The 24,600-nt window shown below is 73.9% G+C and carries 23 protein-coding genes, 1 other RNA gene and 1 pseudogene; 16 read left to right on the top strand and 9 right to left on the bottom strand.

Features of this window, described 5'->3' with window-relative positions:
* Positions 1 to 38: 38 nt before the first annotated feature.
* Positions 39 to 1,778: an MFS transporter gene (locus ACZ64A_RS10410; protein ID WP_469809526.1), complete on the bottom strand. Its 1,740-nt coding sequence runs from the start codon at positions 1,776 to 1,778 to the stop codon at positions 39 to 41.
* Positions 1,779 to 1,977: 199 nt separating this feature from the next.
* Here ACZ64A_RS10410 and ACZ64A_RS10415 point away from each other — a divergent pair, with 199 nt between their 5' ends.
* Together ACZ64A_RS10415 and ACZ64A_RS10420 are read left to right on the top strand one after the other, a co-directional pair.
* Positions 1,978 to 3,399: a DHA2 family efflux MFS transporter permease subunit gene (locus ACZ64A_RS10415; RefSeq protein WP_469809527.1), complete on the top strand. Its 1,422-nt coding sequence runs from the start codon at positions 1,978 to 1,980 to the stop codon at positions 3,397 to 3,399.
* A 301-nt stretch (positions 3,400 to 3,700) separates the two neighbouring features.
* Positions 3,701 to 4,426 carry a class I SAM-dependent methyltransferase gene (locus ACZ64A_RS10420; RefSeq protein WP_469809529.1) on the top strand — a complete coding sequence of 242 codons (726 nt, stop codon included), beginning with the start codon at positions 3,701 to 3,703 and terminating at the stop codon, positions 4,424 to 4,426.
* A gap of 496 nt (positions 4,427 to 4,922) precedes the next feature.
* On the opposite strand, the gene ACZ64A_RS10425 is transcribed toward ACZ64A_RS10420, so the two are convergent.
* Positions 4,923 to 5,555 (bottom strand): response regulator, encoded by a 633-nt coding sequence (locus ACZ64A_RS10425; protein WP_469810158.1) that lies wholly within the window; start codon positions 5,553 to 5,555, stop codon positions 4,923 to 4,925.
* Positions 5,556 to 5,563: 8 nt separating this feature from the next.
* On the bottom strand, positions 5,564 to 6,847 hold the full coding sequence (locus ACZ64A_RS10430; protein ID WP_469809531.1) for a sensor histidine kinase: 1,284 nt from the start codon (positions 6,845 to 6,847) through the stop codon (positions 5,564 to 5,566).
* 230 nt (positions 6,848 to 7,077) lie between these two features.
* Here ACZ64A_RS10430 and ACZ64A_RS10435 point away from each other — a divergent pair, with 230 nt between their 5' ends.
* Positions 7,078 to 7,935 (top strand): MaoC/PaaZ C-terminal domain-containing protein, encoded by an 858-nt coding sequence (locus ACZ64A_RS10435; protein WP_469809533.1) that lies wholly within the window; start codon positions 7,078 to 7,080, stop codon positions 7,933 to 7,935.
* 106 nt (positions 7,936 to 8,041) lie between these two features.
* Here ACZ64A_RS10435 and ACZ64A_RS10440 read toward each other — a convergent pair whose 3' ends face one another.
* Both ACZ64A_RS10440 and ACZ64A_RS10445 read right to left on the bottom strand, forming a co-directional pair.
* Entirely contained in the window at positions 8,042 to 8,200 is a 159-nt protein-coding gene (locus ACZ64A_RS10440; protein ID WP_469809534.1) for a hypothetical protein, read from the bottom strand.
* A 97-nt stretch (positions 8,201 to 8,297) separates the two neighbouring features.
* Positions 8,298 to 9,425 carry a hypothetical protein gene (locus tag ACZ64A_RS10445; RefSeq protein WP_469809536.1) on the bottom strand — a complete coding sequence of 376 codons (1,128 nt, stop codon included), beginning with the start codon at positions 9,423 to 9,425 and terminating at the stop codon, positions 8,298 to 8,300.
* A gap of 199 nt (positions 9,426 to 9,624) precedes the next feature.
* Here ACZ64A_RS10445 and ACZ64A_RS10450 point away from each other — a divergent pair, with 199 nt between their 5' ends.
* The 3 genes from ACZ64A_RS10450 to ACZ64A_RS10460 are packed head-to-tail and all read left to right on the top strand — an operon-like array spanning position 9,625 to position 12,772.
* Complete coding sequence (locus ACZ64A_RS10450; RefSeq protein ID WP_469809537.1) at positions 9,625 to 10,464, top strand: Nif3-like dinuclear metal center hexameric protein; 840 nt, start codon at positions 9,625 to 9,627, stop codon at positions 10,462 to 10,464.
* Complete coding sequence (locus tag ACZ64A_RS10455; RefSeq protein ID WP_469810160.1) at positions 10,461 to 11,204, top strand: zinc ribbon domain-containing protein; 744 nt, start codon at positions 10,461 to 10,463, stop codon at positions 11,202 to 11,204. The genes ACZ64A_RS10450 and ACZ64A_RS10455 overlap by 4 nt, the downstream gene beginning before the upstream one ends.
* 11 nt (positions 11,205 to 11,215) lie before the next feature.
* Positions 11,216 to 12,772 (top strand): bifunctional RNase H/acid phosphatase, encoded by a 1,557-nt coding sequence (locus tag ACZ64A_RS10460; RefSeq protein ID WP_469809538.1) that lies wholly within the window; start codon positions 11,216 to 11,218, stop codon positions 12,770 to 12,772.
* A gap of 50 nt (positions 12,773 to 12,822) precedes the next feature.
* Here ACZ64A_RS10460 and eda read toward each other — a convergent pair whose 3' ends face one another.
* Both eda and yaaA read right to left on the bottom strand, forming a co-directional pair.
* Entirely contained in the window at positions 12,823 to 13,497 is a 675-nt protein-coding gene (gene eda, locus ACZ64A_RS10465; protein ID WP_469809539.1) for a bifunctional 4-hydroxy-2-oxoglutarate aldolase/2-dehydro-3-deoxy-phosphogluconate aldolase, read from the bottom strand.
* Positions 13,498 to 13,572: 75 nt separating this feature from the next.
* Positions 13,573 to 14,355, bottom strand: coding sequence for a peroxide stress protein YaaA (gene yaaA, locus ACZ64A_RS10470; RefSeq protein WP_469809540.1), 783 nt, complete (start codon positions 14,353 to 14,355; stop codon positions 13,573 to 13,575).
* Between the two features lie 75 nt (positions 14,356 to 14,430).
* Here yaaA and ACZ64A_RS10475 point away from each other — a divergent pair, with 75 nt between their 5' ends.
* Positions 14,431 to 15,858 (top strand): RNB domain-containing ribonuclease, encoded by a 1,428-nt coding sequence (locus ACZ64A_RS10475; protein ID WP_469809541.1) that lies wholly within the window; start codon positions 14,431 to 14,433, stop codon positions 15,856 to 15,858.
* Here the strand turns inward: ACZ64A_RS10475 and ACZ64A_RS10480 are convergent.
* On the bottom strand, positions 15,809 to 16,414 hold the full coding sequence (locus tag ACZ64A_RS10480; RefSeq protein WP_469809543.1) for a hypothetical protein: 606 nt from the start codon (positions 16,412 to 16,414) through the stop codon (positions 15,809 to 15,811). The genes ACZ64A_RS10475 and ACZ64A_RS10480 overlap by 50 nt on opposite strands.
* The gene (locus tag ACZ64A_RS10485) at positions 16,411 to 17,184 is read right to left on the bottom strand and encodes a MerR family transcriptional regulator (protein WP_469809544.1); all 774 of its coding nucleotides are present in this window, start codon (positions 17,182 to 17,184) and stop codon (positions 16,411 to 16,413) included. Before ACZ64A_RS10485 ends, ACZ64A_RS10480 begins: the two co-directional genes overlap by 4 nt.
* A 162-nt stretch (positions 17,185 to 17,346) precedes the next feature.
* Between ACZ64A_RS10485 and ACZ64A_RS10490 the strand changes: the two genes are divergently transcribed.
* The 9 genes and pseudogenes from ACZ64A_RS10490 (at position 17,347) to ACZ64A_RS10530 (ending at position 24,483) form a co-directional block, all read left to right on the top strand.
* Positions 17,347 to 17,925, top strand: a complete 579-nt coding sequence (locus ACZ64A_RS10490) for a Uma2 family endonuclease (protein WP_469809545.1) — start codon at positions 17,347 to 17,349, stop codon at positions 17,923 to 17,925.
* Between the two features lie 43 nt (positions 17,926 to 17,968).
* Positions 17,969 to 18,799: a helix-turn-helix domain-containing protein gene (locus ACZ64A_RS10495; RefSeq protein ID WP_469809546.1), complete on the top strand. Its 831-nt coding sequence runs from the start codon at positions 17,969 to 17,971 to the stop codon at positions 18,797 to 18,799.
* A 22-nt stretch (positions 18,800 to 18,821) separates the two neighbouring features.
* Positions 18,822 to 19,649, top strand: a pseudogene (locus tag ACZ64A_RS10500) (DMT family transporter); the annotation flags it as partial.
* A gap of 67 nt (positions 19,650 to 19,716) precedes the next feature.
* Positions 19,717 to 20,121: RNase P RNA component class A (gene rnpB, locus ACZ64A_RS10505), an RNA gene on the top strand.
* Between the two features lie 340 nt (positions 20,122 to 20,461).
* On the top strand, positions 20,462 to 21,625 hold the full coding sequence (locus ACZ64A_RS10510; protein WP_469809547.1) for an ATP-binding protein: 1,164 nt from the start codon (positions 20,462 to 20,464) through the stop codon (positions 21,623 to 21,625).
* Entirely contained in the window at positions 21,622 to 22,023 is a 402-nt protein-coding gene (locus ACZ64A_RS10515; protein ID WP_361634573.1) for a roadblock/LC7 domain-containing protein, read from the top strand. Before ACZ64A_RS10510 ends, ACZ64A_RS10515 begins: the two co-directional genes overlap by 4 nt.
* On the top strand, positions 22,020 to 22,397 hold the full coding sequence (locus ACZ64A_RS10520; RefSeq protein ID WP_469809548.1) for a DUF742 domain-containing protein: 378 nt from the start codon (positions 22,020 to 22,022) through the stop codon (positions 22,395 to 22,397). Before ACZ64A_RS10515 ends, ACZ64A_RS10520 begins: the two co-directional genes overlap by 4 nt.
* A complete protein-coding gene (locus tag ACZ64A_RS10525; protein ID WP_469809549.1) occupies positions 22,372 to 22,983 on the top strand; it encodes a GTP-binding protein in 612 nt (203 codons plus the stop codon). The genes ACZ64A_RS10520 and ACZ64A_RS10525 overlap by 26 nt, the downstream gene beginning before the upstream one ends.
* Before the next feature lie 153 nt (positions 22,984 to 23,136).
* A complete protein-coding gene (locus ACZ64A_RS10530; RefSeq protein ID WP_469809550.1) occupies positions 23,137 to 24,483 on the top strand; it encodes a cytochrome P450 in 1,347 nt (448 codons plus the stop codon).
* The last annotated feature ends 117 nt before the right edge of the window (positions 24,484 to 24,600 follow it).

Below are 24,600 nucleotides of genomic sequence, written 5' to 3' on the forward strand. Positions count from 1 at the left end.
CCCGCCGCAGGGCAGAGCCCGGGGCACCTCATGAGGCGTTACGCGCTGACCGTCTCACCGGGCAACGAAAGATCCAGCTCGACCGAGAGGTCACCCTCGGAGTGGCTCGCCGCAGAAGCCAGCGGAGCGTGCCCCACGGCCTTGGCCGCGACCACGTACGGCCCGGACGCCGGCACGGCCAGTGCATAGCTGCCGTCCGCCGAGGACACCGTCGCCCCCGCCTGCCGCCCCCGCCGGTCGATCAGCGTGACCTTGGCCCGGGCGACCGGGGAACCGTCCGCGGACAGCACCCGCCCGCGGAAGCCCCGCAGTGCCTCCTCGGCCCGAGCCAGGTTCGCGTCCTCCTCGCTGGAGGCGACGAGCTGCGGCACAGCGGAGGGCTTGCGTCCCGGCAGCAGCAGGGCCATCGCCAGGCCCGCCGCGACCGCCACGGTGGCGATGAGGAAGGACACCCGGAAGCCGTGCATGGTCGGCACGGCCACACCGCCCACATGGTGCGCGGTGTTCGCCAGCACCATGCCGATCACGGCGCTCGACACCGACGTACCGATGGACCGCATCAGGGTGTTCAGGCCGTTGGCCGCGCCGGTCTCGGAGGCCGGGACCGCGCCGACGATCAGCGCGGGCAGCGAGGAGTAGGCGAGGCCGATGCCCGCGCCGAGCATGACGGAGGTGATGACCGTCTGCCAGGCGGCGCTCATCAGGCCGAGGCCGCCGGCGTAGCCCACGGCGATCACGAGCAGGCCGATGATCAGGGTGACCTTGGGGCCGTAGCGGGCGGAGAGGCGGGCGTAGACCGGCGCCGTGAACATCATCGTCAGGCCCAGCGGGGCCACGCACAGGCCCGCGACGACCATGGACTGCCCGAGGCCGTACCCGGTGGCGGTGGGCAGCTGGAGCAGCTGGGGCAGGACGAGGGAGACGACGTAGAAGCTGACGCCGACCATGATCGAGGCGAGGTTGGTGAGCAGGACCTCGCGGCGGGCGGTGGTGCGCAGGTCGACCAGGGGCGCCTTGAGCCGCAGTTCCATCACGCCCCACAGCAGGAGCACCGCGACGGCCGCCGCGAACAGGCCGAGGGTGGTGCCGGAGGCCCAGCCCCAGTCGCTGCCCTTGGTGATCGGCAGCAGGAGCAGCACCAGGCCGGCGGACAGGCCCAGCGCGCCGAGCACGTCGAAGGAGCCCTCGGCGCGCATCGGGGACTCGGGGACGGTGAGGAGGGTGAGGACGATGGAGAGGACGCCGAGACCGGCGGCGCCGTAGAAGAGGGCGTGCCAGTCGGCGTGCTGGGCCACCAGCGCCGCCGCGGGCAGCGCGAGGCCGCCGCCGACGCCGATGGAGGAGCTCATCAGGGCCATCGCCGAGCCGAGCTTCTCGCGGGGCAGGGTGTCGCGCATCAGGCCGATGCCGAGCGGGATCGCGCCCATCGCGAAGCCCTGGAGGGTGCGGCCCACGATCATCGTGAGCAGGTCGTCGGTGACGGCGCTGATCAGCGCGCCGACCACCATCACGGCGAGGCTCAGGATCAGCATGCGCCGCTTGCCGTACAGGTCGCCGAGGCGGCCCATGATCGGGGTGGCCACGGCGCCGGAGAGGAGGGTGGAGGTCAGGACCCAGGTGGCGTTGCTGGGCGCGGTGTGGAGCAGCTGCGGCAGGTCCTTGATCACCGGGACGAGCAGTGTCTGCATCACCGCGACCACGATGCCCGCGAAGGCGAGCACCGGGACGACGGCCCCGCTCGCTGACCGGGCGGGCTGGTCGGTCGTCGTTCGTGTCATGACCAGCAGCAACCCGTATGCATGGGCAACTATTCCGATGCTTTGGTCAGCTAACGATTTCTTGACCATGTCATGACCATCTGAACGGCGGTCAGGCCGGCTGGGAGGGCCGCGGGGCGGTCCTAGGACCGTGGGCGGAGCGGGCGCCCGGGCGAAATCCCGATGCAAGGGGCGACGGCCGGTTGAGAGCATGACACCCATGCTCGAAGCCGCCGTCACGCCCGCCCCGGCCCCCACCCGCTCCGCCCCGCCGACCTGGCTGGTCGTGGCGCTCGCCTGCGCCGGGCAGTTCCTCGTCGTCCTGGACGTGTCCGTCGTCAACGTGGCCCTGCCCTCCATGCGCACCGACCTCGCCCTGAGCGCGTCGGGTCTGCAGTGGGTGGTGAACTCCTACGCCATCGCCTTCGCCGGGTTCATGCTGCTCGGCGGCCGGGCCGGCGACCTGTACGGGCGCAAGCGGATGTTCCTGGTCGGCCTCGGCCTGTTCACGCTGGCCTCGGTGGGCGGCGGGCTGGCGCAGGAGAGCTGGCAGCTGCTGCTGGCCCGCGCCGTGCAGGGCCTGGGGGCGGCCGTGCTGGCACCCTCCACGCTGACCATCCTCACCGCGGCCGTGCCCGAGGGCGCCGCCCGGGCCCGCGCGATCGCCACCTGGGCGGCCGTCGGCGCGGGCGGCGGCGCGGCCGGCGGCCTGGTCGGCGGGGTGCTGGTCGACGTGCTGTCCTGGCGCTGGGTCCTGCTGATCAACGTGCCGGTCGGTGCGGTCGTCCTGGCCGGTGCGCTGGCCTGGCTCCCGGAGAGCCGCACCGGCGACCGGCGGCGCCTGGACCTGCCGGGCGCCGTCCTGGTCACGGCCGGCCTGGCCACTGTGGCGTACGGGATCTCACAGACCGAGGCGCGGGGCTGGACGGCGCCGCAGACGCTGGCGCCGCTGGCCGCGGGCCTCGTGCTGATCGCGCTGTTCCTCGTCGTGGAGGCGCGCACCGCGTCCCCGCTGATGCCGCTCGGCCTGCTGCGGCTGCGCTCGGTCGCCTCGGCGAACGCGGCGATGTTCGTGAGCGGTTCGACGATGTTCTGCATGTGGTTCTTCATGACCCTGTACGCCCAGAACGTGCTGGGCTACAGCCCGTTGGAGGCCGGACTCGCCCTGGTGCCCAGCTCGCTGGCCGTCGTCCTCGGCTCCAAGGCCGCGCCGCGGCTGATGCGCTCGGCCGGGCCGCGCACGGTGGCGGTGCTCGGCTCGCTGGTGGCGGCGACCGGTTTCGGCTGGCAGTCGGCGATGACCGCGCACGGCCCCTACGTCACGACGATCATGATCCCCGGGGTGCTGATGATGCTCGGGGGAGGCATGGCCATGACCCCGCTGGCCGCCCTCGCCACCTCGGGCACGGCAGCGGGGGAGGCCGGCCTGGTCTCCGGTCTGATCAACACCTCCCGCACGATGGGCGGTTCCCTGGGGCTCGCGGTGATGTCGACGATCGCCGCGGCCCGCACGGGCGACGCGGGCACCCCGCAGGCCCTGACCGACGGCTACGCCCTGGTCTTTCGCGCGTCCACGGCGGTCCTGCTGGCAGGCGCGCTGCTGATGCTGATCTGGCTGCCGCGCAGGGCGACGGCACGGTGAGGCCCACGCCGCGCCACGGCACGTCGGCCCCCGGCACGTCGGCCCCCGGCACGTCGGCCCCCGGACCGCCGGAAAAGTGCCCCGGGCGTTGCGCGTAGCGCCGTCACCCGGCCGCGGCGGCGGGTCCGTGCCGCGTTTTCCCCGCGCCCCCGGGGTGATGCCCTTCGCTCCCTCGCGCCGACCCCCTCACGGCTCCGAGAGAGCCTGCGGGCAGGGTCGTCGAACACCCCCTGACCTGGTCTTGATTCCCTCCTCCCGCCTACGCTCACGGTGCCCGGCAGGCGAGGGAAGCGAGGGCCCCATGGACCGTCACATCCGCACCACCGACGACGTACTGACGCTGCTGGACGGGCTGTTCGCGCCCGCCGCGGACCGCTGGACGGCCGGGGCGGCCGGATGGTGGGACGACTTCTACGCCGACCGGACCCGGCCGGTGCCGTTCTTCGCGGACAAGCCGGACGAACATCTCGCCCGCTGGCTGGACGCGGGCCGCATCACCGGGCGGCGCGCCCTCGACCTCGGCTGCGGTCCCGGCCGCAACGCCCGCCACCTCGCCGCGCGCGGCTTCCGTGTGGACGCGGTCGACCTGTCCCCGGCGGCGGTGGCCTGGGCCCGCGAGAGGACGGACACCGCCGCGGTCCGCTACCTGTGCGGCAACGCCTTCGACCTCATGGACACGGAACTGACCGGACCGTACGACCTCGTCCACGACTCCGGCTGCTTCCACCACCTGCCGCCGCACCGCCGGATCAGCTACCTCGCCCTGCTGGACCGGCTGCTCGCCCCCTGCGGCCACTTCACCCTCACCTGCTTCGCGTCCGGCGCCATGGGCTCGGAACTGCCCGACGCGGAGCTGTACCGCACCGGCGCGCTGGACGGCGGCCTCGCCTACACCGCCGAGTCGCTGCGGGCGATCTTCGCCGACCTGACCGAGCTGGAACTGCGCCCGATGCGCGACGAGCCCCCGGCCTCCCCGTACTTCGGGGAGCCGTTCCTGTGGACGGCGCTCTTCCGCCGCGAACCGTGACGCCGGCCCGCGACGGGGCCGCTTGCCGACGGGCACCGCGGCAGCCCCCATCGCAGCCGGCCGCTGCCGAAGCCACCCCCGGCGACGGGTGCAGCTCCGGTCACCGCCGGCGGCCGGCACCGCCACACCCGCGCCCTTGGCGCGGGCGTCCCCCGGCCGCCCTTGGCGGTGGGCGCAGCCGACAGCGCCTCTCGGCGGCGGCCCCATGAAACCACCACCGGCCGCCCTTGGCGGCGGGCGTTGTGCAGTGGGCGCCGTGGCAGCCACCCCGGCGGCCGGCGCCGCGTCAGCCCCTCGGCCGTGGTGCTGCGTCAGCCCCTCGGCGGTGGTTCCGCGTCCGCCCCCGGCGGTCGGTGCCGTGGCAGCCCCCCGGCGGCCGGCGCCGCGTCACCACCCCCGGCGGCCGGTGCCGTATCAGCCGTCCCTGGTGGCCGGTGGCGTGACGGGACTCCGCTCCGGCCGGTGGCGTGACGGGCCTTCGCTCAGGGCGGTGGCGTCAGAGCCAGCCCTGGTGGCGGGCCTCGCGTATCGCTTCCATGCGGTTGCGGGTGCCGGTCTTGCCGATCGCTGCGGAGAGGTAGTTGCGGACCGTGGACTCCGACAGGTGCAGGGCGGCGGCGATGTCGGCGACCGTCGCGCCGTCCGCGGAGGCCTTCAGCACGTCGCACTCGCGGACCGTCAGCGGACTGGGGCCGGCGCTGAGCGCGGCGGCGGCCAGCGCCGGGTCGACGACCGTCTCCCCGGTCAGCACCCGGCGGATCACCTCCGCCAGCTCCTCCACCGGGCCGTCCTTGACGAGGAATCCGGCCGCGCCCGCCTCCATGGCCCGGCGCAGATAGCCGGGCCGGCCGAACGTGGTCAGGATCAGCACCCGGCAGTCGGGCGCCTGCTCGCGCAGGTCCGCGGCCGCGTCCAGCCCGCTGATGCCGGGCAGTTCGATGTCGAGGAGCGCGACGTCCGGGCGGTGCGTCAGCGCGGCGTCCACGATCGCGTCCCCCGTGCCGACCTGCGCCACGACCTCGATGTCCGGTTCCATCCCCAGCAGTAACGCCAGGGCCCCGCGCATCATCCCCTGGTCCTCGGCGAGCAGCACCCGGATCGACTTGCCGGGGCGCCGCCCCCGGGGCATCTCCTCGTTCACCCGCCCAGCGTAGGCCGCACCGGCGTGGTGCACCCCGCTCGCGCCGTGACCGTCTGCCCAAAATCCGCCGGTGCCGGCAACTCCGCCCGCACCACGAACCCGCCCCGCTCCCCGGCACCGGCCGTCAACGTGCCACCGGCCGCCGCCAACCGCTCCGTCAGCCCCGTCAACCCCGTACCCCCCACCGCGCCCTCACGCGGAACCACCGGCCCGCGCCCGTCGTCCCGGACCGTCAACCGCACCTTCTCCCCGCTCCCGGTCACCGCGATCTCGCACCGCCGCGCCCCGCTGTGGCGCACCGCGTTGGTCACCGCCTCGCGCACCACCCACCCGAGCAGCGCCTCCGTCTGCGCGGCCGGCGGCGGCCCCGAGCGGCGCACGACCGGTTCGATGCCCGCCGCGGTCAGAGCGGAGCGCGCCCGGTCCAGCTCCGTGGACAGGCTGCCGTCCCGGTACCCGGTGACGGCCTCCCGGATCTCGGTGAGCGCTTGGCGCCCGACCGACTCGATGTCGGTGATCTGCGCCAGCGCCGCGTCCAGGTCTCGCGCCGCCAGCCGCCGCGCCGCCTCCGACTTGACGACGATCACGGACATCGTGTGGCCGAGCAGATCGTGCAGATCGCGGGAGAAGCGCAGCCGTTCCTGCTCCACCGCCCGGTGCGCCAGCTCCTCCCGGGCGGCGCGCAGTTCGCCCACGGCCTCGGACAGGGAGAGGATCGCGGCCGTCACCATCGTGGAGATCCACGTGGCGTACGCGATGGTCATCCCGTCCCAGCCGTCGTGCGCACAGGACACCGCGCCCGCGAGGACGGCCACGGCGGCGCCGACCGCCTTCAGTCGCGGCCCGCGCACCACCGAGCCCGTGGCCAGCCCCAGCAGGGGGAAGAACAGCAGCCAGCTGTCGCCGTAGTCCACGGCCAGCGCGCACGTCACCGCGGCCATCAGCCCCAGCGCGGCGCGCGTGGAGCGCTCCTGCCGCTTGCGCTTGTCGAACGCCCGGAAGACGACGTAGATGTACAGCGAGTTGAAGACGAGCAGGCCCGCAGCGCCGATCCACGGGTTCGCGGTCCTGCCCTGGAAGACGTTGGAGAACGCCCCCAGACCCATCACCAACCAGGGCAGCAGCGTGAAACCGCTGCGCTGCGGCCCCGAGTTCTCCGCCTCCTCCGCGCAGCGCGCCTTTTGCCGCTGCGCCCTGCTCCGTGCCACCTCCGCGCTGCCCCGTGCCACCGTCTCCCGCCACGCCCGCAGCCGGCTTCCGCCGTCGTCCCCGTACCCCATCCGTGCTCCCCCGATCGATCCGTCGCCGCGCGCTCAGCCGGTCCCACCACTGCGCGCCCGTGGTCGTCACGTCTTCGACGATAGGGAGAACGGGCGGCGTCCGGCAGATGCGCGTGTACGGACTCCGGCAGGACAAATGTCACGATGCCCGCGGACCGGTGGTCCGTCATCTCCTTGGGCTGTGCCCGCCGGTGGGCTATACAGAGGGCGCCGCGACCCACAGGAGCCCCATGCCCATCGACGTACGCAAGGCCCTCACGGCCGCGCCCCTCACCCGTGACATCTCCTGGACCGTCAAGGACGTCCAGCTCTACCACCTCGGCATCGGCGCCGGCGTCCCCGCCACCGACCCCGGTGAGCTGCGCTACACCCTGGAGTCCCGGCTGCACGTCCTGCCGAGCTTCGCCACCGTCGCCGGCTCCGGCGCCCCCGGCGTGATCCGCGCGCTGTCCGTGCCCGGTGTGGACGTCGACCTCGCACGCGTCCTGCACGCCGGGCAGACGCTGACCGTGCACCGCCCGCTCCCGGTGCAGGGCACCGCGCGGGCCACCTCGCGCGTCACCGCGGTGTACGACAAGGGCGGGGCGGCCGTCCTCGTGCTGCGCACCGAAGCCGCTGACGCCGACGGCCCGTTGTGGACCGACGAGGCCCACGTCCACGTGCGCGGCGAGGGCGGCTTCGGCGGCGACCGGGGACCCACGGCACGCCTGGAGGCACCCATCGGTGAGCCGGACCGGGTCGTCGAGCACACGATCCGCGAGGACCAGGCGCTGCTGTACCGCCTGTCCGGCGACGACAACCCCCTGCACGCCGACCCCGAGTTCGCCCGGGCCGCCGGCTTCGAGCGGCCGATCCTGCACGGGCTGTGCACCTACGGCATGACCCTCAAGGCCGTCGCCGACACGCTGCTCGGCGGTGACGTGGCGCGAGTGCGGTCGTACCGCGCCCGGTTCGCCGGGGTCGTCCATCCGGGGGAGACACTGCGCATCCGCATGTGGCGCACCGAGGACGGGGTCCGGGTCGCCGTGAGCGCCGTCGAGCGGGACGAGGCGCCGGTCCTCACCGATGCCGTCGTACGCCACTCCTGAGGCGCGGGCCGCGGCGGTACGCCGCCGAAGACGCGGAACGGCCCCGCCCCAGACGCGGAACGGCCCCGCCCCGACTGCCCGGGCGGGGCCGTTCGCACACGTGCCGTCAGGCCGCCGATTCGGCCTGTTCGGACGTCCTGCGGTGGCGGCCCTGCGGGGCCGTCTCGCCGTCCTGCACCGACACCGGACCCCGGTGCCTGCCGTGCCCGGCGGCTGCCATCTCGGCCTCACGGCCCTGCGGCTGCGTCGTGCTGGCGTCGTTCATCGGATGAATTCACCCCGTCAACATGATCTTTCCTTACAGCCGGGCGAGTGTAACCGGCGCACCTCGGGCGTAATCCAGCCGCACACGCCAACCGGCACTACTTCGTTACAAGTCGTCCCAACGGCGCCTGCTGCAACGGCACCGGGCGCGGCGCGACCGGCTCGGGGGCCTCCTCGACCGGCTCCTGCGGCACGGGCGGGACCACCGCCGGCACGCTCAGCCGGGCCAGCCCGCAGCGCACCTCCTCGGTGGAGTACGGCAGCAGCAGCTCACCCTCGGACGTGACGAGCCCGGCGCCGGTCAACCAGCCCGCGGGCGCCGCGAGATGGTGCACCCGCCGCTCGGCCGGCCGCCACATCCCGGCCCAGGTGCCGAGCGGCCCGTCGATGCGCAGCGCCACCGCGCAGCTCTCCGGCATCAGCACCTGTCCCGGCTGGATCGCGAACGGCGTCACCCGGCACTCCGGCAGCCGGAGGCTTACCGGGAAGCGCACCGGAAGGGTGCTGCCCAGGACGCCCCAGCCGAGCCGGGGCGCGCCGGGCGCGGGCGCGTCCGAGGAGATCAGCAGCAGGCCGCTGTCGGGATCGGCGAGCAGCAGCCGGTCGTCGCTGGCCTCGGTGATCTGCAGCAGCGGCGACATCTCGCCGTCCCGCCCGAGGTCCACCACGACCGTCTTGGTCCGCCCGTCGCTCTCCCGGTCCAGGGCCAGCATCCGCCCGGTGTGATCCAGCCACACCCCGCCCGAGCAGCGCCCCGGCACCTCGGCCAGCCGCTCGGGGCCGGACGCCCCGCCCGCGACCAGCCACACCGTGCTGGAGCGCGGGCCCACCGCGAGCGCGTACGCCCGCTCGCCGCCCGGCGCCGGGGGCAGCAGCCGCACCGTGCCGTCCTCGGGTTCCGGCACGGTGCCGAGCGGCGCCTCGCCGGTGCCGGGACCGGTCGGGTAGAGGAGGCAGAAGTCGTGGCGCTCGCCGACCCGGCGCTTGATCAGCACCCGGCCGTCCGCCATCGGCTGCAGCTCGCTACCGGGCTCCTCGGGCTGGTTCCCGGGCAGCGGCACCGCGTACGGCTCGGGGCCGCCGAGGGTCCAGCGCTCGGGGAAGGGGGACTCACCGTCGTGGGCGAGGCGCGCGGCATAGCCGCCGTCCGCCGTGATCACGCACCCTGCCCGCGGGGAGAGGCCGTCCTCGTCCGCCGCCGGGGGCTCGATCGCACAGGCCGTCATGGTTCGGTCACCTCCGGCGACGAAGCTAGTTTTCGCACGCACGGGCGTGGCACGCGGCGGCCGGCCCTTCACACATAAGGGTGGTGCAGAAGCGATTCACCTGAGGAAAACGGGGCGAATGTGCTGAGCGGCGCACACCCGGTCACAGGGGCGGCGACAGCTGTACAGAGGGGCAGATCAGCCAGGTAGCCTTGCACCCGTGCCCCGTCTGTCTGAAGTCATCGCCGCGCTGGAGAAGCTGTGGCCCGCCGAGCGGGCCGAGTCCTGGGACGCGGTCGGCACCGTCGTGGGCGACCCCGGCCAGGAGGTCACCCGGGTCCTGTTCGCCGTCGACCCCGTGCAGGAGATCGTCGACGAGGCCGTCAAGCTCGGCGCCGACCTGCTGGTCACCCACCACCCGCTCTACCTGCGCGGCACGACCACGGTCGCGGCCTCCCACTTCAAGGGCCGGGTCGTCCACACCCTGATCAAGAACGACATCGCGCTGCACGTGGCCCACACGAACGCGGACACCGCCGACCCGGGCGTCAGCGACGCCCTCGCCGGCGCGCTGGACCTTCGTGTCGTACGACCGCTCGTGCCCGACCCGGCCGACCCCGACGGGCGCCGGGGCCTCGGCCGGATCTGCGAACTGGACCACCCGCTGCCGCTGCGCGAGTTCGCCGCGCTCGCCGCCGGACGCCTGCCCTCGACCGCCCAGGGCATCCGCGTCGCCGGCGACCCGGAGACGACGATCCGCACGGTCGCCGTCAGCGGTGGCTCCGGCGACAGCCTCTTCGACCAGGTCCGCGCGGCCGGCGTCGACGCCTTCCTGACCGCCGACCTGCGCCACCACCCGGCGAGCGAGGCGGTCGCCCACAGTCCTCTCGCGCTGCTCGACGCGGCGCACTGGGCCACCGAGTGGCCCTGGTGCGAGCTGGCCGCGAGCCAGCTCGACGAGATCTCCGACCGGCACGGATGGGACCTGCGCGTCCACGTCTCGAAGACGGTCACCGACCCCTGGACCAGCCACTCCCCGTCACCTGGAGCCCCCAACTGAACGCCGCGCCCGCCGACCAGATCCGACTCCTCGACGTCCAGGCCCTGGATGTGCGCCTGCAGCAGCTCGCGCACAAGCGGAAGTCGCTGCCCGAGCACGCCGAGATCGAGTCGCTCACCAAGGACCTCACCCAGCTGCGCGACCTGCTCGTGGCCGCCCAGACCGAGGAGAGCGACACCGCCCGCGAGCAGACCAAGGCCGAGCAGGACGTCGACCAGGTCCGCCAGCGCGCCGTCCGCGACCAGCAGCGCCTGGACTCCGGCGCCGTGACCTCGCCGAAGGACCTGGCGAACCTCCAGCACGAGATCGCCTCCCTCGCCAAGCGGCAGGGCGACCTGGAGGACGTCGTCCTCGAGGTCATGGAGCGCCGCGAGGCCGCCCAGGAGCGGGTGAGCGAGCTGACCGAGCGGGTCGCCTCCGTCCAGGCGAAGATCGACGACGCGACCGGCCGCCGGGACGCCGCCTTCGAGGAGATCGACGGCGAGGCCGCCTCGGTGACCAAGGAGCGCGAGGTCGTGGCGGCTTCGGTCCCCGACGCGCTGCTGGGGCTCTACGACAAGCTGCGCGCCCAGCAGGGCGGCATCGGTGCGGCCAAGCTGTACCAGCGCACCTGCCAGGGCTGCCGCCAGGAGCTCGCCATCACCGAGCTGAGCGAGATCCGCAAGGCCGCGCCGGACACCGTGGTGCGCTGCGAGAACTGCCGCCGCATCCTGGTGCGCACGGCCGAGTCCGGGCTGTAGGGAGCCTTCGGGTGCGGGAGTTCATCGTCGAGGCCGACGGCGGGTCGCGGGGCAACCCCGGCCCGGCCGGGTACGGCTCCGTGGTCAAGGACGCGGCGAGCGGGCAGACGCTGGCCGAGCGGGCCGAGTACATCGGTGTCGCCACGAACAACGTGGCGGAGTACCGGGGACTGCTGGCCGGGCTGCGCGCGGCGCACGAGCTGGACGCGTCGGCCTCGGTGCACGTCCGGATGGACTCCAAGCTCGTCATCGAGCAGATGTCGGGCCGCTGGAAGATCAAGCACCCGTCGATGAAGCCGCTCGCGGCCGAGGCGGCGAGCGTGTTCCCGCCCGGCCAGGTCACCTACGAGTGGATCCCGCGCGAGCGGAACAAGCACGCCGACCGTCTGGCCAACGAGGCGATGGACGCGGGCGGCCGGGGCGAGCAGTGGACGCTGTCGGCGTCCCGCGCGGAACTGGACGCGGCCGCGATCCCCGAGCCGTCGGGCCCGCCCGGCGACGCGGCAGCGGGCGCGGCCCGCGCCCGAGCGGCCCTGGCCGACGTCCGCGCGGCCCGCACGGTCGCCACGACGGGAACGCCTGCGGCTCCGGGAACGCTTGCGGCGCCGGGAACGCTTGCTGCGCCGCAGTCCGGCGCCGCGACGGCGGACATCAGCGCTGCCGTCGCAGGTACCGGGTCGGCGGACGCCAGGGGCGCCGTCGGCGGTACCGCGTCCCTGGACACTACGGATGCCGTCGCCGACGGCACGTCGGTGGACGCCAGTGGTGCCCTCGGCGACGGCGCGTCGGCGACGAGCGCCGCCCCTGCGATCGGCTCCGCCCCGGCACCGCGGCTCGCCCCGGCGGCCGGTGCCACGGACGCGGCGCCCGCAGGCCGTGGCCCGGCGGCCGGTGGCACGGTGGCAGCAAGCTCCGCTCCGGGCTGGGGCTCCGCCCCCGATCTCGGGGCCCCCGCCACCTTCGTACTGCTGCGGCACGGGGAGACGCCGCTCACCCCGCAGAAGCGTTTCTCGGGCAGCGGCGGAAGTGACCCCGCCCTCTCCGACGTCGGCCGGGAGCAGGCCGAACGCGTCGCCGCCGCGCTCGCCCGGCGCGGCACCATCCAGCACATCGTCGCCTCCCCGCTGGCCCGCACCCGCGAGACCGCCAGCATCGTCGCCGACCGCCTCGGGCTGGAGGTGACCGTCGAGGACGGTCTGCGCGAGACGGACTTCGGCGCCTGGGAGGGGCTGACCTTCGCCGAGGTGCGCGAGCGCCACCCCGACGACCTGAACGCCTGGCTCGCCTCGCCGGACGTCGCGCCGACCGGCGGCGGCGAGAGCTTCGCGGCCACTGCCGTCCGGGTCGCGGCGGCACGCGACAAGCTGATCGCGGCGTACGCGGGCCGCACGGTCCTGCTCGTCACCCACGTCACGCCGATCAAGACCCTGCTCCGGCTCGCCCTGGGCGCACCCCCGGAGTCCCTGTTCCGCATGGAGCTGTCCGCGGCGTCCCTGTCGGCGGTGGCCTACTACGCCGACGGCAACGCCAGCGTCCGCCTGTTCAACGACACGAGCCACCTGCGCTGAGCGACGCCCCGCGGCCCTGACGGGCGCAGGGCCGCGCTCGGCGGCCGGGCTCAGCGGCAGGCGCCGAGCGTGGCCGCCTCCCGCGCCAGCCGCTCGACGCGGGGCCAGTCGCGGGCTGCCACCGCGTCCGCCGGCACCATCCAACTGCCGCCGACGCAGCCGACGTTGGGCAGGGCCAGGTAGTCGGGGGCCAGCTGGGGCGTGATGCCGCCGGTGGGGCAGAAACGGGCCTGCGGCAGCGGTCCGGCCAGCGACCTCAGATACGCCGTGCCGCCCGCGGCCTGCGCGGGGAAGAACTTCATCTCCCGCACCCCGCGTTCCAGCAGCGCGACCACCTCCGAGGCGGTCGACACCCCCGGCAGGAACGCCACCCCGGACGCCGTCATCGCCGTCAGCAGCGCCTCCGTCCAGCCGGGGCTGACCAGGAACCGCGCCCCGGCCGCCACGCAGTCGGCCACCTGCTCCGGCGTGATCACCGTGCCCGCGCCGGCCACCGCGCCCGGCACCTCCCGCGCGATCGCCCGCAGGCCCTCCAGCGCGGCGGGCGTGCGCAGGGTCACCTCGATGGCGGGCAGGCCCCCGGCGACCAGCGCCCGTGCGAGCGGTACGGCGTCGGCCGCGTCCTGGAGGACGACGACCGGAAGGACCGGGGCGAGATCCAGCACGGAGGCGGACGGAGAAGCGGGCGCGCACGGGGACGCGGAGGCAGGCAGAGACTCGGGCATGGCCTCATCCTGCCCGCCCGCGTGCACCCTGCGCAAAGGTCGTTGCAGAGAATGCAACGACCTACGGTCGTCGTCTCAGTGGACCTCGTCCACCAGCACATCCAGCGACCAGGGCCGCCCCGCCTTCGCCGGAGCCTCGGCCTCCACGACGTACCCGAGGTCGCGCAGCGCCTCCACCAGCCGCGCCGGATCCTCGGGCGCGGCCCCGGCCGTCAGCAGGCTGCGCACGATCCGCCCCTTCGTCGCCTTGTTGAAGTGGCTGACCACCTTCCGGGTCGGCGCATGCAGCACCCGGACCGTCGCCGTGCGCCCCGCGACCTCGCCCTTCGGCTTCCACGCCGTCGCGTACGCCGCCGACCGAAGGTCCAGCACCAGCCCGTCCCCGGCGGCCTCCGGCAGCACGGCCGCCATCGGGGTGCGCCAGTACGCGCCCAGCGCCCCCAGCCCCGGCAGCTTCACCCCCATCGAGCAGCGGTAGGAGGGGATCGCGTCGGTCACCCGTACGGCACCCCACAGCCCCGAGAACACCAGCAGCGAGCGCGCCGCCCGCTCCCGGGCCGCCGCGTCCAGCGTGGCGAGGTCCAGGGCGTCGTACAGCACCCCCGTGTACACCTCACCGGCGGGCCGCGCACCCGCCTCGTACAGCGCGGCGTTCTTCGCGACCTCCCCGCGCAGGCCCTCGCTCAGCCCGAGCACCTCGCGCGCCTTCTCCTCGTCGGCCGCGCACAGCTCGACCAGTTCCTCCAGCACCGTCCGCCGGGCGGCCGTGAGCCCCGGCAGCGACAGCGACTCCAGCGACAGCGGCGCGCCGGTGCCGGAGGGCGCCTTGCCTTCGGAGGGCGGGAGGAGGACGAGCACGGGATTTCTCCTTCACGAGGGGACCGCCCCAGCGTACGGCGTGCCACCCGGCCGCCCGCGCCCTACGGTGGCGGTATGCCCCGCTGCCCCGTGCACGTGACCGGCGCCCCCGAGGGCCCGATGCGCGGCGCCCTGGACGCGCTGCGCACCCGGCTCGCCGTCCCCGGTCCCTTCCCGCCGGAGGTGCTCGCCGAGGCCGACCGGGTCGCCCGGGACCCGGCGCTGCCGGTGCACGACGCCACCGACGTCCCGCTGTTCACCATCGACCCGCCCGGCTCCCTGGACCTGGACCAGGCCCTGCACCTGTCCCGGCAGGGCGCCGGTTACCGGGTGCGGTACGCCATCGCCGACGTGGCCGCCTTCGTCGTACCGGGCGGGCCGCTGGACCGGGAGGCGCGGCAGCGGGTGCTGACCCTGTACTTCCCCGACGGCCGCGTCCCGCTGCACCCGCCCGTGCTGAGCGAGGGCGCCGCGAGCCTGCTGCCGGGGCAGACCCGGCCCGCCGTGCTGTGGACGATCGACCTCGACGCCGACGGCCGGACCCGGAGCGTCGACGTCCGCCGCGCCCTGGTGCGCAGCCGTGCCCGGCTGGACTACGCGGGCGTGCAGCAGCAGATCGACGCCGGCACCGCCGAGGAACCGCTCGCGCTGCTGAAGACCGTCGGGCAGTTGCTGGAGGCGCGGGAGGCCGAGCGCGGCGGCGTCTCGCTGCGCGTGCCCGAGCAGGAGATCGTCCCGCGCGACCACACCTACGAACTCGCCTACCGCGCCCCGCTCGCCACCGACGGCTGGAACGCCCAGATCTCCCTGCTCACCGGCATGGCCGCGGCCCAGCTGATGCTGGCGCACGGCACGGGGGTGCTGCGCACGCTGCCGCCGACCCCGACCGGCGCCGTCGACCGGCTGCGCCGCACCGCGTTCGCGCTGCACATCGACTGGCCGCACCACGTGTCGTACGCGCGGCTCGTCCGTTCCCTCGACCCGCACCGGCCGCGCCACGCGGCGTTCCTCCAGGCATGCGCCACGGTGATGGGGCACGCCGAGTACACGGTCTTCCGCGACGGGCACCTCCCCGAGCTGACCACGCACGCCGCGGTCGCCGCACCGTACACGCACTGCACGGCGCCGCTGCGCCGCCTGGTGGACCGCTGGGCCTCCGAGATCGCGATCGCGGCCTGCGCCGGGCAGGAGCCGCCCGAGTGGGCGCGCGCCGCGCTGGACGTGGTGCACGACCGGATGGCCGAGGGCGGCCGGCTCGCGAGCAAGGTCGACCGGGCCTGCATCGACCTGGTCGAGGCGGTGGTGCTGCAGGACCAGGTGGGGGAGGTCTTCCAGGGATGCGTGGTGGAGCTGGACGACCACCGCGGGACCGTCCAGGTGGAGTCGCCGGCGGTCATCGGGGAGATCCGCGGCGCCGGCCCCGGCTCGCTCGGGGAGCGGCTGCCGGTGCGGCTCACCCAGGCCGATCCGCACGCGGCGAAGGTGAGCTTCGAACCGGCCTGAGCGCACGCACCAGGCCGTCGGCGTCGTCCGCGTGCAGCCGTACGACACGCACCTCGCGCCGCCGGCCCAGCACCGTGACATGGGTGACCGGACGGGACAGCTCCAGGGTCACGGAGGTCTGCCCGCCGACGGCGACGTCCAGCTCGCCGGGGGCGCGGGCGGCGGAGGCGCGCAGCTCGTGCCGCACCGTGCGGATGCTGTGCACCGGGATGCGCAGGTCCACATGGGTGCCGTGCCGCACGCGCAGGGCGGCGGCGTCGAGCACATGGGGTCGGACGACGGACGCGGCGTGCAGGGCGACGACGAAGACGACCGTGTAGGCGTCCAGCACGAGCACCACCGCGTGCGCGGTGGGCCGGTCGCGCAGCAGCACGGACAGGGTGAAGGTCTCCACGAGGCAGACGAAGGCGAGCCCGGCGGTCATGGCGCCCTGCCCGCGGGCGTATCCGAAGGTGTGCGCGGCGCCGCGGGTGCCGTGACGCCGCCGGGCGATCCACAGCACGAGACTCGTCATCAGCCGCGCCTCGTGCCGGGCCAGCGACCAGGCGGTTCTCATCGTCCCTGCCCTTCGCGTCGGGCCGTGGCGGCGGCCCCGGCGATCATCCGCAGCGCCCGCCGGAACGCCTCGGCCTGCGCGGGGGAGAAGTCGGCGCACACCGCCCGCAGAAAGGCGTCGCCCTCGGGGACGCCGCCCTCGGGCAGCAGACCGGCCGGGACCGCGTCCGCCAGCGCCCGCGCGGCCTCCTCCACCCGCGGATCGTCGGGCGCGGCGCCGGCGAGCAGGTCGAGCAGGGCGTACGCGTGCTCGGCCCGTCGTACGGCCTCCGGCCCGGCGAGGGCCTCGGCGAGTACGGCGGTGATCCGCTCCCGCGCCCCGGGCGGCGCGGCGGTGTCCAGCAGGGCGAGGATCTCGCGGTCCTTGGCCGCCATGGGCGACGCAGAGCCGGGCACCCGGGCGAGCAGCTCGGCGAGCCCGGGGGAGACGGGCCCCTCGGCGGGCAGCGTCTGCGCCTCCAGCAGTTCCCGCAGCCGCCGGCGGCGCTCCCGGATCGCCGCCTCCTGCCGGGCGAGGTCGTCGTCCAGCTCGGTCAGCACCTCGACCAGGTCCTTCCCGGCGTCGTCGGCGAGCACGTCCCGTACCTCCGCGAGCCCGAGCCCCAGCTCCGTCAGCCGCCGGATCCGGGCGAGCACGACGGCGTGCCGCAGGGTGTAGTGCCGGTAACCGTTGCCGAGCCGCTCCGGCTCGGACAGCAGGCCCAGGTGGTGGTAGTGGCGCACGGCCCGTGTGGTGACCCCGACGACCGCGGCGAGTTCTCCGATCCGCATGACCCCAGTGAAGACGTTGACGTCGCGGCAGGGTCAAGCGGCGATTCGTCGCCTGACGGTGGCGTTGGTCGTGTGCCACGCTCGAGGGAACGGTTCCCGATCTCTCGGGCAGGTGATCACGCGATGTCCCAGTCTGGCGAGCGACCGAAGGAGGGGCGTGACATGACTGCCATGGCCCATGAGCCGCTCACGCAGGAAGAGGTCCTGCTGGAGGGCTTTCTCGCCCTGGACACCCCGGAGGGTTTCCGGGCCGAGCTGATCGAGGGCGAGATCGTAGTGACACCGCCGCCGGACGGGGATCACGAGGACTACATCGGGCTGATCGTGAACCAGGTGATCAGGCGGTCCCGGATCGACATGCAGTTCTCCGGGAACAAGGGGCTGAAACTGCGCAGCGGGGGTGACTGCCCGAAGGACCATGTGATCCCGGACGGCACCTTCGCCCCCCTGAGGCTGCGCCTGTACCGCGGCGCCGACCCCTGGATGCCCTGCGACGGGGTCGCCATGGTGCTGGAGGTGACGTCCACCCGGCCCAAGGCCGACCGTGAGGCCAAGCGCCGCTGCTACGCCCGCGGGGGCATCCCCCTCTACCTGCTCATCGACCGGGAAGCCTCCTCCGTCACGCTGTTCAGTGATCCGGAGAAGGACGAATACCGCGAGCAGTGCACCCGCCCGCTCGGCAAGACCCTCGCCCTCCCCGAGCCGTTCGTCTTCGAGCTGGACACCTCGGACTTTCTCTGACCCGTGCGGTGTTGCATCCTCTGAATTCCAGGGGGTGCACGGCATGGGTGACGGGCGTGAAGAGGCGCGGTGGACCAGGGCGCGGCTGGGGCACGGCGGGCCCCCGCTCGATCTGCTGACGGCCTCCTTCGACCGGCACGTCTACGCCCCGCACGCCCACGCCGAGTACACCGTCGGCGTCACCCTCGGCGGCCTGGAGGTCATCGCCTACCGGGGCGGCCGGATCCACTCCGGCCCCGGCTCCCTCGTCGTCCTGGAACCGGGCGAGATGCACACCGGCGGCCCCGCCGCACCCGAGGGCTACGCCTACCGCGCCCTGTACGCGGCGCCCGCACTGCTGGGAGACGGCCTGCTCGGCGACGGCCTCCCGCATTTCCGCGAACCGGTCCTGCACGACCCCGAACTGGCCGCCGCGCTGCGCCTGGCGCACACCGAGATCGCCGCCTGCCCCGACCCACTGGAGGCCGAGTCCCGGCTGCCGTGGCTGCTCACAGCCCTGGCCCGGCGCCACTCCACGGCCCGTGCGGCGAGCGACACCGTGCCCGGCGCGGACCGCGTCGCCGCCGTCGTCCGCGACCGCCTGGCCGGCGAGCTGCTCGCCCCGCCCTCCCTCGCCGACCTCGCCGGCGAGCTGGGCCTGTCCCGCTACCAGCTGCTGCGCGCCTTCCGCACGGCGACGGGGATACCGCCGTACGCCTGGCTGGCGCAGCACCGGGTGAGCCGGGCCCGTGGGCTGCTGGAGGCGGGGCTGCGCCCGGCGGAGGTGGCGGGCCTGGTGGGATTCGCCGACCAGGCGCACCTGACCCGCTGGTTCCGCCGGGTGCTCGGGGTGACCCCGGCGGCGTACCGCAACAGCGTTCAAGACGCGCGGTGAGGCCTTGGCCGAAACTCTGCGCATGACTGCACGCGGCTGGTTCCTCTTCTCCCTCATGGGAGTGGTCTGGGGCATCCCCTATCTCATGATCAAGGTGGCGGTGGACACGGTGTCCCCGGCCACCGTGGTGTTCGTACGCTGCGCGCTCGGCGCGGCCCTGCTGCTCCCCTTCGCCCTGCGGCAGCCGGGGCTGGCCCGTACCGTGCGCACCCACTGGCGTCCCCTGCTGGCCTTCGCGTGCATCGAGATCATCGGCCCGTGGTACACCCTCACCGACGCCGAACGGCACCTGTCCAGCTCCACGGCGGGGCTGCTGATCGCGGGTGTCCCGGTCGTCGGCGTGGCCCTGGCCCGGTTCTTCGGCGACACCGAGCGCCTCGGCATACGACGTCTGAGCGGCCTCGCCCTCGGCCTCGCCGGCGTCGGCGTCCTCACCGCCCCGCACCTGACCGGCGGCGACGCCCGCTCGCTCGCGGAGGTGCTGCTGACGGTGGTGGGGTACGCCACCGCCCCGCTGATCGCCGCGCGCCATCTCAGGGACGTCCCGTCCCTGCATCTGACGGCGCCCTGCCTGGCGCTGGCGGCGCTGGTGTACGCCCCCGCTGCGGCGGCGACCTGGCCCTCGCAGGTGCCCGCGCCCCCGGTGCTGGCGGCGCTGGCCGGGCTGGGCGTGATCTGCACGGCCGTGGCGTTCGTCGCCTTCCTGGAGCTGATCAAGGAGGCGGGGCCCACCCGGGCGACGGTGATCACGTACGTCAACCCGGCGGTCGCGGTGGCGGCCGGCGCGCTCCTCCTGGACGAGCGCCTGACGGTGACGATCGGCGTGTCCTTCGCCCTGATCCTGGCGGGCTCGGTGCTGGCGACGGCCGCGGGTCCGCGCAGGACCACCCGCCCGGTACCATGGTCCACACGGCAGACGAGCCGGGCGGACGGCCGCGTGGAGTCCCCTTGACGGGGGCTTCCCGAGGAACGTCCGGGCTCCACAGGGCAGGGTGGTGGCTAACGGCCACCCGGGGTGACCCGCGGGACAGTGCCACAGAAAACAGACCGCCGGGGGCCTCGGCCCTCGGTAAGGGTGAAACGGTGGTGTAAGAGACCACCAGTGCCCAGGGTGACCTGGGCAGCTAGGTAAACCCCACCCGGAGCAAGGTCAAAAGGAAGCACTCCGGTGCTTCTGCGCGGACGTTCGAGGGCTGCCCGCCCGAGTCCGCGGGTAGACCGCACGAGACCGGCGGCAACGCCGGCCCTAGATGGATGGCCGTCGCCCCGGGCTCCGCGAGGAACCCGGGGAACAGAACCCGGCGTACAGCCCGACTCGTCTGCCCCCTTCTTCGCCCGAACGGGCCTGCGACCCGCGTCGGAGGCCCGTTCGGGCTTTTCGCGGGCCTGCCGCGCCGCCGCACGCGTCCCCCCGCGCCGCCGCACGCGCCCCAGCCCCCGGTGCGCTCGGTGTCCCGGCCGGGCGCCGCTCGCTCGGGGGCGCGGCCACCCGGAGTTCTTCTCGCGTAGACCTCGTGTCGGCCCAACCTTCGGGCGGGCGACATCTGTTGACGGTCGGTCACCTGTTCGTCCGATGATACGATCACCGCACTTGCGGAGCGGGCGCGTCCACTCTCCTGGACGGGATCAGCAGCCGGCCGTCAGTCGCCTGAAGAGAGTCTTATGACGGAATACACAGCGAACCCGGTGCTCTGGGCGCTTCTCGTCCTTCTCGTCGCCGCCGTCGCCCTCGTCGTCCGCCAGCGCAGGGCGGCCCGAGCGCTCCGGCAGCAGATCGACGGGCTCACCAGCCACTACTCGGATCTGGAGAACCATTACACCCAGTCCGTCCAGGCCGCCCAGGAGGAGGCCGAGGAGGCGACCAAGACCGTACTGAAGTCCGCGATGCGGACCCTGCAGGGCCTCGCCGCCGAGCAGCAGCTCGTCGTCTCCCGGCTCCAGGAGAAGTACGGCGACTCGGCCATCCTCCAGGACCTGCTGGAGATCGACCACACCAACTCGCAGTTCGGCCGCCGCGCCCAGTCCATCGCCGTGCTCTGCGACGGCTGGCTCGGCCGCCACCGCGACGTGGCGTCCGTCTACGACGTGGTGCGCAGCGCCCAGGGCCGCATCCGTCACTTCCGGCGCGTGGAGATCCTCTCCCAGGTCGACTTCGGCATCACGAGCCGGGCCGTCGAGCCGGTCGCGCTGGCCCTGGCCGAACTGCTCGACAACGCCACCAGCTACTCCAGCCCCGACACCGTCGTCGAGATCAACATCCGCACCGTGCCCAAGGGCATCTGCATCGTCGTCGACGACGCCGGTGTCGGCATGAACGACGAGGAGCGGGCCCGCGCCGAGGGCCTGCTGGCCAGCCGCCGCGTCAAGGGCGTGTCCTCGCTCGGCAACCCGCCGCAGTTCGGCTTCGCGGTCATCGGCGTGCTCTGCGAACGCTTCGGCTTCGAGGTGTCCGTGGACTCCTCGTCCCCCTACGGAGGGGTGCGCGCGGTCGTCCTGCTGCCCCACGAACTGCTCACCTCCATGCCCGAGCAGAAGGCGCCGGCCCACATGCCCCCGCACGCGATGCCCCACTCCACCGGGCCCGAGCCCGCGCTGACCGCCTCCGCCACCGCCGACGGCCTGCCGCGCCGGCGCCGCAAGCGGCCGATGGCGATCGTGCCGGGCAGCGCACCCGACGCCCGCACCTCCGGCCGCTCCGGCGCCGAGACGGCGGCGATCATGGGCGCGTTCCAGCGGGGCACGCAGTCCGGCCGGGCCGCGCGCGGCGAGGCGGGCCCTACGAGCAGCACACGTGGTGCAAGCAGCGAAGGACATGAGGTCTCGTGAACGACGATCTGTCATGGATGCTCGACAGCGCCCTGGAGATTCCCGGGGCTCTGCACGCGGTCCTGATCTCGGCCGACGGTCTGTTGATGGCCCGGACGAAGGACTTCGACAAGGACGACGCCGACCGGGTCGCCGCCGCGATGAGCGGAGTGCAGTCTCTCAGCCGTTCGCTCGGCTTCTTCTGTGAGGACCCCCGGCACGCCTGGCGGCAGACCCTGGTGGAGTTCGACGGCGGCTGGGTCTTCCTGATCTCCGCCGGCGAGGGCGCCTACCTGGGCGTCTCCGCCTCCCCGGACGTCGACATGCAGGACATCACCTTCCGGATGCAGCAGCTCGTCGGCCAGCTCGGCAAGGCGCTCGCCGCGCCGCCGCGCGAAGACCTCGGCCTGCGCTCATGAGCGGGTACGAGGACTGGGAGCCCGAGGCCGCGCCGTTAGTGCGTCCCTATGTCATCACCAAGGGACGCGGGCTGCCCGACGACGAGCAGCTGTCCCTGATCACCCTCGTCACGGCGGCCCCCGAGGAGGGACAGCGGCCCACCCGGCTGTCGCCCGAGGAGCAGCGGCTGCTGGACATCTGTTCCGCCGGTTACCTCTCGGTCGCCGAGATCGCGGGGCACACCCGGCTGCCGCTCGGCGTGGTGCGGATCCTCCTCGCCTCGCTGGCGGAGGGCGGCTACCTCATCACCCGCCCGCCCGTGGCCCGCGCCCCCCTCGCCGACCGGGAGATCCTCGAGGAGGTACTGAATGGTCTCCGCGCCAAGTTCGGCTGAACCCGCCCGGCTCGGTGAGCAGGCGTACGTCCGCGGCGGCGCCGACCAGACCGCCGTCAAGATCCTCGTCGTCGGTCACTTCGCGGTGGGCAAGACCACCTTCATCGGCTCGATCTCCGAGATCGAGCCGCTGTCCACCGAGGAGACCATGACCCGGGCGGGGGAGGGGATCGACGACCTCAAGGGGGTGACGGGCAAGACCACCACCACGGTCGCCATGGACTTCGGGCGCCTCACCATCAGCGACCGCGTCGTGCTGTACCTGTTCGGCACCCCCGGCCAGCAGCGCTTCGTGCAGATGTGGGAGGACATGGCCCGCGGCGCCCTGGGCGCGCTGGTCCTCGTCGACCCCGAACGGCTCGCGGACTCCTTCCCGGTGATCGACCTGATCGAGACCTACGGCCTCGACTACGCCATCGCCGTCAACCACTTCGACGGCTCACCCCTGCGCGACGAGGCGGCCCTGCGCGAGGCGCTGGACCTGCTGGAGGACACCCCCGTCGTCACCTGCGACGCGCGCGACGAGCAGTCGTCGGCCGCCGCCCTGACCACCCTCGTCCGCCACCTGCTGGCGCACACGCGCTGAGCTCCACCGGGGTGCGGTGGTGACTTCGTCCGCGGCACCGCCGAGGCCGGTCGCGCCCACGCGGCGGAGCCGCAGACCGAATACGGCCCCGCGCCCCTGCGGGGCGCTTCGCGCCCGCCCCTCTCACCCCCGGCACACCCCCTAGGAACTGACATGGACGCTCACACCCCCGCCCCGGTGCCCCCGCCCGGATGCCCGGCCCACGGCTCCGGCGCCCGGGTGCCGCTGTACGGGCCGGAGTTCGCGGCGGACCCGCAGGCGTACTACTCCTATCTGCGCCACTACGGTCCGGCCGCGCCCGTCGAGCTCGCCCCCGGTGTCGAGGCGACGCTCGTCACCGACTACACGGCCGCCCTCCAACTCCTCCAGGACTCGGGGACGTTCCGCAAGGACGCGCGCCGCTGGCGGGCCCTGAAGGAGGGCAAGGTGCCCGCCGACAGCCCGGTCGCACCCCTGCTCGCCTACCGGCCCAACTGCATGTTCGCCGACGGCGCCGAGCACCTGCGGCTGCGCCAGGCGGTCACCGACTCCCTCGCCCGCGTCGACGTGCGCCGGCTGAGCCGCAGCACCGAGCAGATCTCGACGTACCTGATCGACCAGTTCGCCGACCGCGGCTCGGTCGACCTGCTCGGCGACTACGCCAAGCAGCTGCCGCTGCTCGTCTTCAACGAACTCTTCGGCTGCCCCGCCGACATCGGCGACCGGGTGCTGTTCGGCATCTCGGGCATGTTCGACGGCGTCAACGCGGAGAAGGCCGTCGAGGTGATGTTCGCGGCCATCGGGGAGCTGGTCGCGCTCAAGCGTGCCAGGCCGGGCGACGACGTGACCTCCTGGCTGATGCAGCACCAGTCCGCCCTCACCGACGAGGAGATGGTCCACCAGCTCGCGCTGCTCCTGGTCGCGGGCAACGAGCCGCTGCGCAACTTCATCGGCAACACGCTGCACCGCCTGCTCACCCACGACGCGTACGCGCACCGGGGCGGCCTGATCGACGAGGCCCTGGACGACACGCTGTGGGAGAACCCGCCGATGCAGAACCTGGCGCCCCACTACCCGGCCGTGGACGTGGAGTTCGCCGGACAGCAGCTGCAGGCCGGCGACCTGGTCCTGGTCAGCTTCGCGGCCGCCAACACCGGCCCCGCGCTGGCCGCCGCACGGCAGTCGGGCAGCAACCGGGCCCACCTGGCGTGGAGCGCGGGCCCGCACGCGTGTCCCTCCAAGGAGCCGGCCCGGCAGATCACCGTCACGGCCGTCGAGAACCTGCTCAACCGCCTGCCCGACGTCGAACTCGCCGTCCCCGCCGACAGCCTCGCGTGGCGCCCCGGCCCCTTCAGCCGCGGCCTCGTCGCCCTCCCGGCCCGCTTCACCGCGACCGCCGCGACGGGCCGCGCCACCGCGGTGCCCCAGGCGACGGACCGGCCCGCGTCGCAGCCCGAGGCCCCGCGCAAGCCCGAACGCGGCGGTCTGTGGAGCCACTTCCTCAGCTGGCTGGCCAAGTAGGCCATGCCGAGCAGGTGATGCAGGTAACGCGGCGACAACTCCCTTCCGTCGCATAACGGTTCAACCGTTGGGGTAGTGAGGAACGCGGTCATCCGCTTGACTCACGAGACGAGGGAG

It is taken from the genome of Streptomyces sp. NPDC104814 (genome assembly GCF_055583185.1).

Coding starts and splice junctions, on each gene's coding strand:
- ACZ64A_RS10410 (WP_469809526.1), bottom strand. CDS start 1,778: ATGACACGAACGACGACCGACCAGCCCGCCCGGTCAGCGAGCGGGGCC.
- ACZ64A_RS10415 (WP_469809527.1), top strand. CDS start 1,978: ATGCTCGAAGCCGCCGTCACGCCCGCCCCGGCCCCCACCCGCTCCGCC.
- ACZ64A_RS10420 (WP_469809529.1), top strand. CDS start 3,701: ATGGACCGTCACATCCGCACCACCGACGACGTACTGACGCTGCTGGAC.
- ACZ64A_RS10425 (WP_469810158.1), bottom strand. CDS start 5,555: ATGCCCCGGGGGCGGCGCCCCGGCAAGTCGATCCGGGTGCTGCTCGCC.
- ACZ64A_RS10430 (WP_469809531.1), bottom strand. CDS start 6,847: ATGGGGTACGGGGACGACGGCGGAAGCCGGCTGCGGGCGTGGCGGGAG.
- ACZ64A_RS10435 (WP_469809533.1), top strand. CDS start 7,078: ATGCCCATCGACGTACGCAAGGCCCTCACGGCCGCGCCCCTCACCCGT.
- ACZ64A_RS10440 (WP_469809534.1), bottom strand. CDS start 8,200: ATGAACGACGCCAGCACGACGCAGCCGCAGGGCCGTGAGGCCGAGATG.
- ACZ64A_RS10445 (WP_469809536.1), bottom strand. CDS start 9,425: ATGACGGCCTGTGCGATCGAGCCCCCGGCGGCGGACGAGGACGGCCTC.
- eda (WP_469809539.1), bottom strand. CDS start 13,497: ATGCCCGAGTCTCTGCCTGCCTCCGCGTCCCCGTGCGCGCCCGCTTCT.
- ACZ64A_RS10475 (WP_469809541.1), top strand. CDS start 14,431: ATGCCCCGCTGCCCCGTGCACGTGACCGGCGCCCCCGAGGGCCCGATG.
- ACZ64A_RS10480 (WP_469809543.1), bottom strand. CDS start 16,414: ATGAGAACCGCCTGGTCGCTGGCCCGGCACGAGGCGCGGCTGATGACG.
- ACZ64A_RS10485 (WP_469809544.1), bottom strand. CDS start 17,184: ATGCGGATCGGAGAACTCGCCGCGGTCGTCGGGGTCACCACACGGGCC.
- ACZ64A_RS10490 (WP_469809545.1), top strand. CDS start 17,347: ATGACTGCCATGGCCCATGAGCCGCTCACGCAGGAAGAGGTCCTGCTG.
- ACZ64A_RS10495 (WP_469809546.1), top strand. CDS start 17,969: ATGGGTGACGGGCGTGAAGAGGCGCGGTGGACCAGGGCGCGGCTGGGG.
- ACZ64A_RS10510 (WP_469809547.1), top strand. CDS start 20,462: ATGACGGAATACACAGCGAACCCGGTGCTCTGGGCGCTTCTCGTCCTT.
- ACZ64A_RS10520 (WP_469809548.1), top strand. CDS start 22,020: ATGAGCGGGTACGAGGACTGGGAGCCCGAGGCCGCGCCGTTAGTGCGT.
- ACZ64A_RS10525 (WP_469809549.1), top strand. CDS start 22,372: ATGGTCTCCGCGCCAAGTTCGGCTGAACCCGCCCGGCTCGGTGAGCAG.
- ACZ64A_RS10530 (WP_469809550.1), top strand. CDS start 23,137: ATGGACGCTCACACCCCCGCCCCGGTGCCCCCGCCCGGATGCCCGGCC.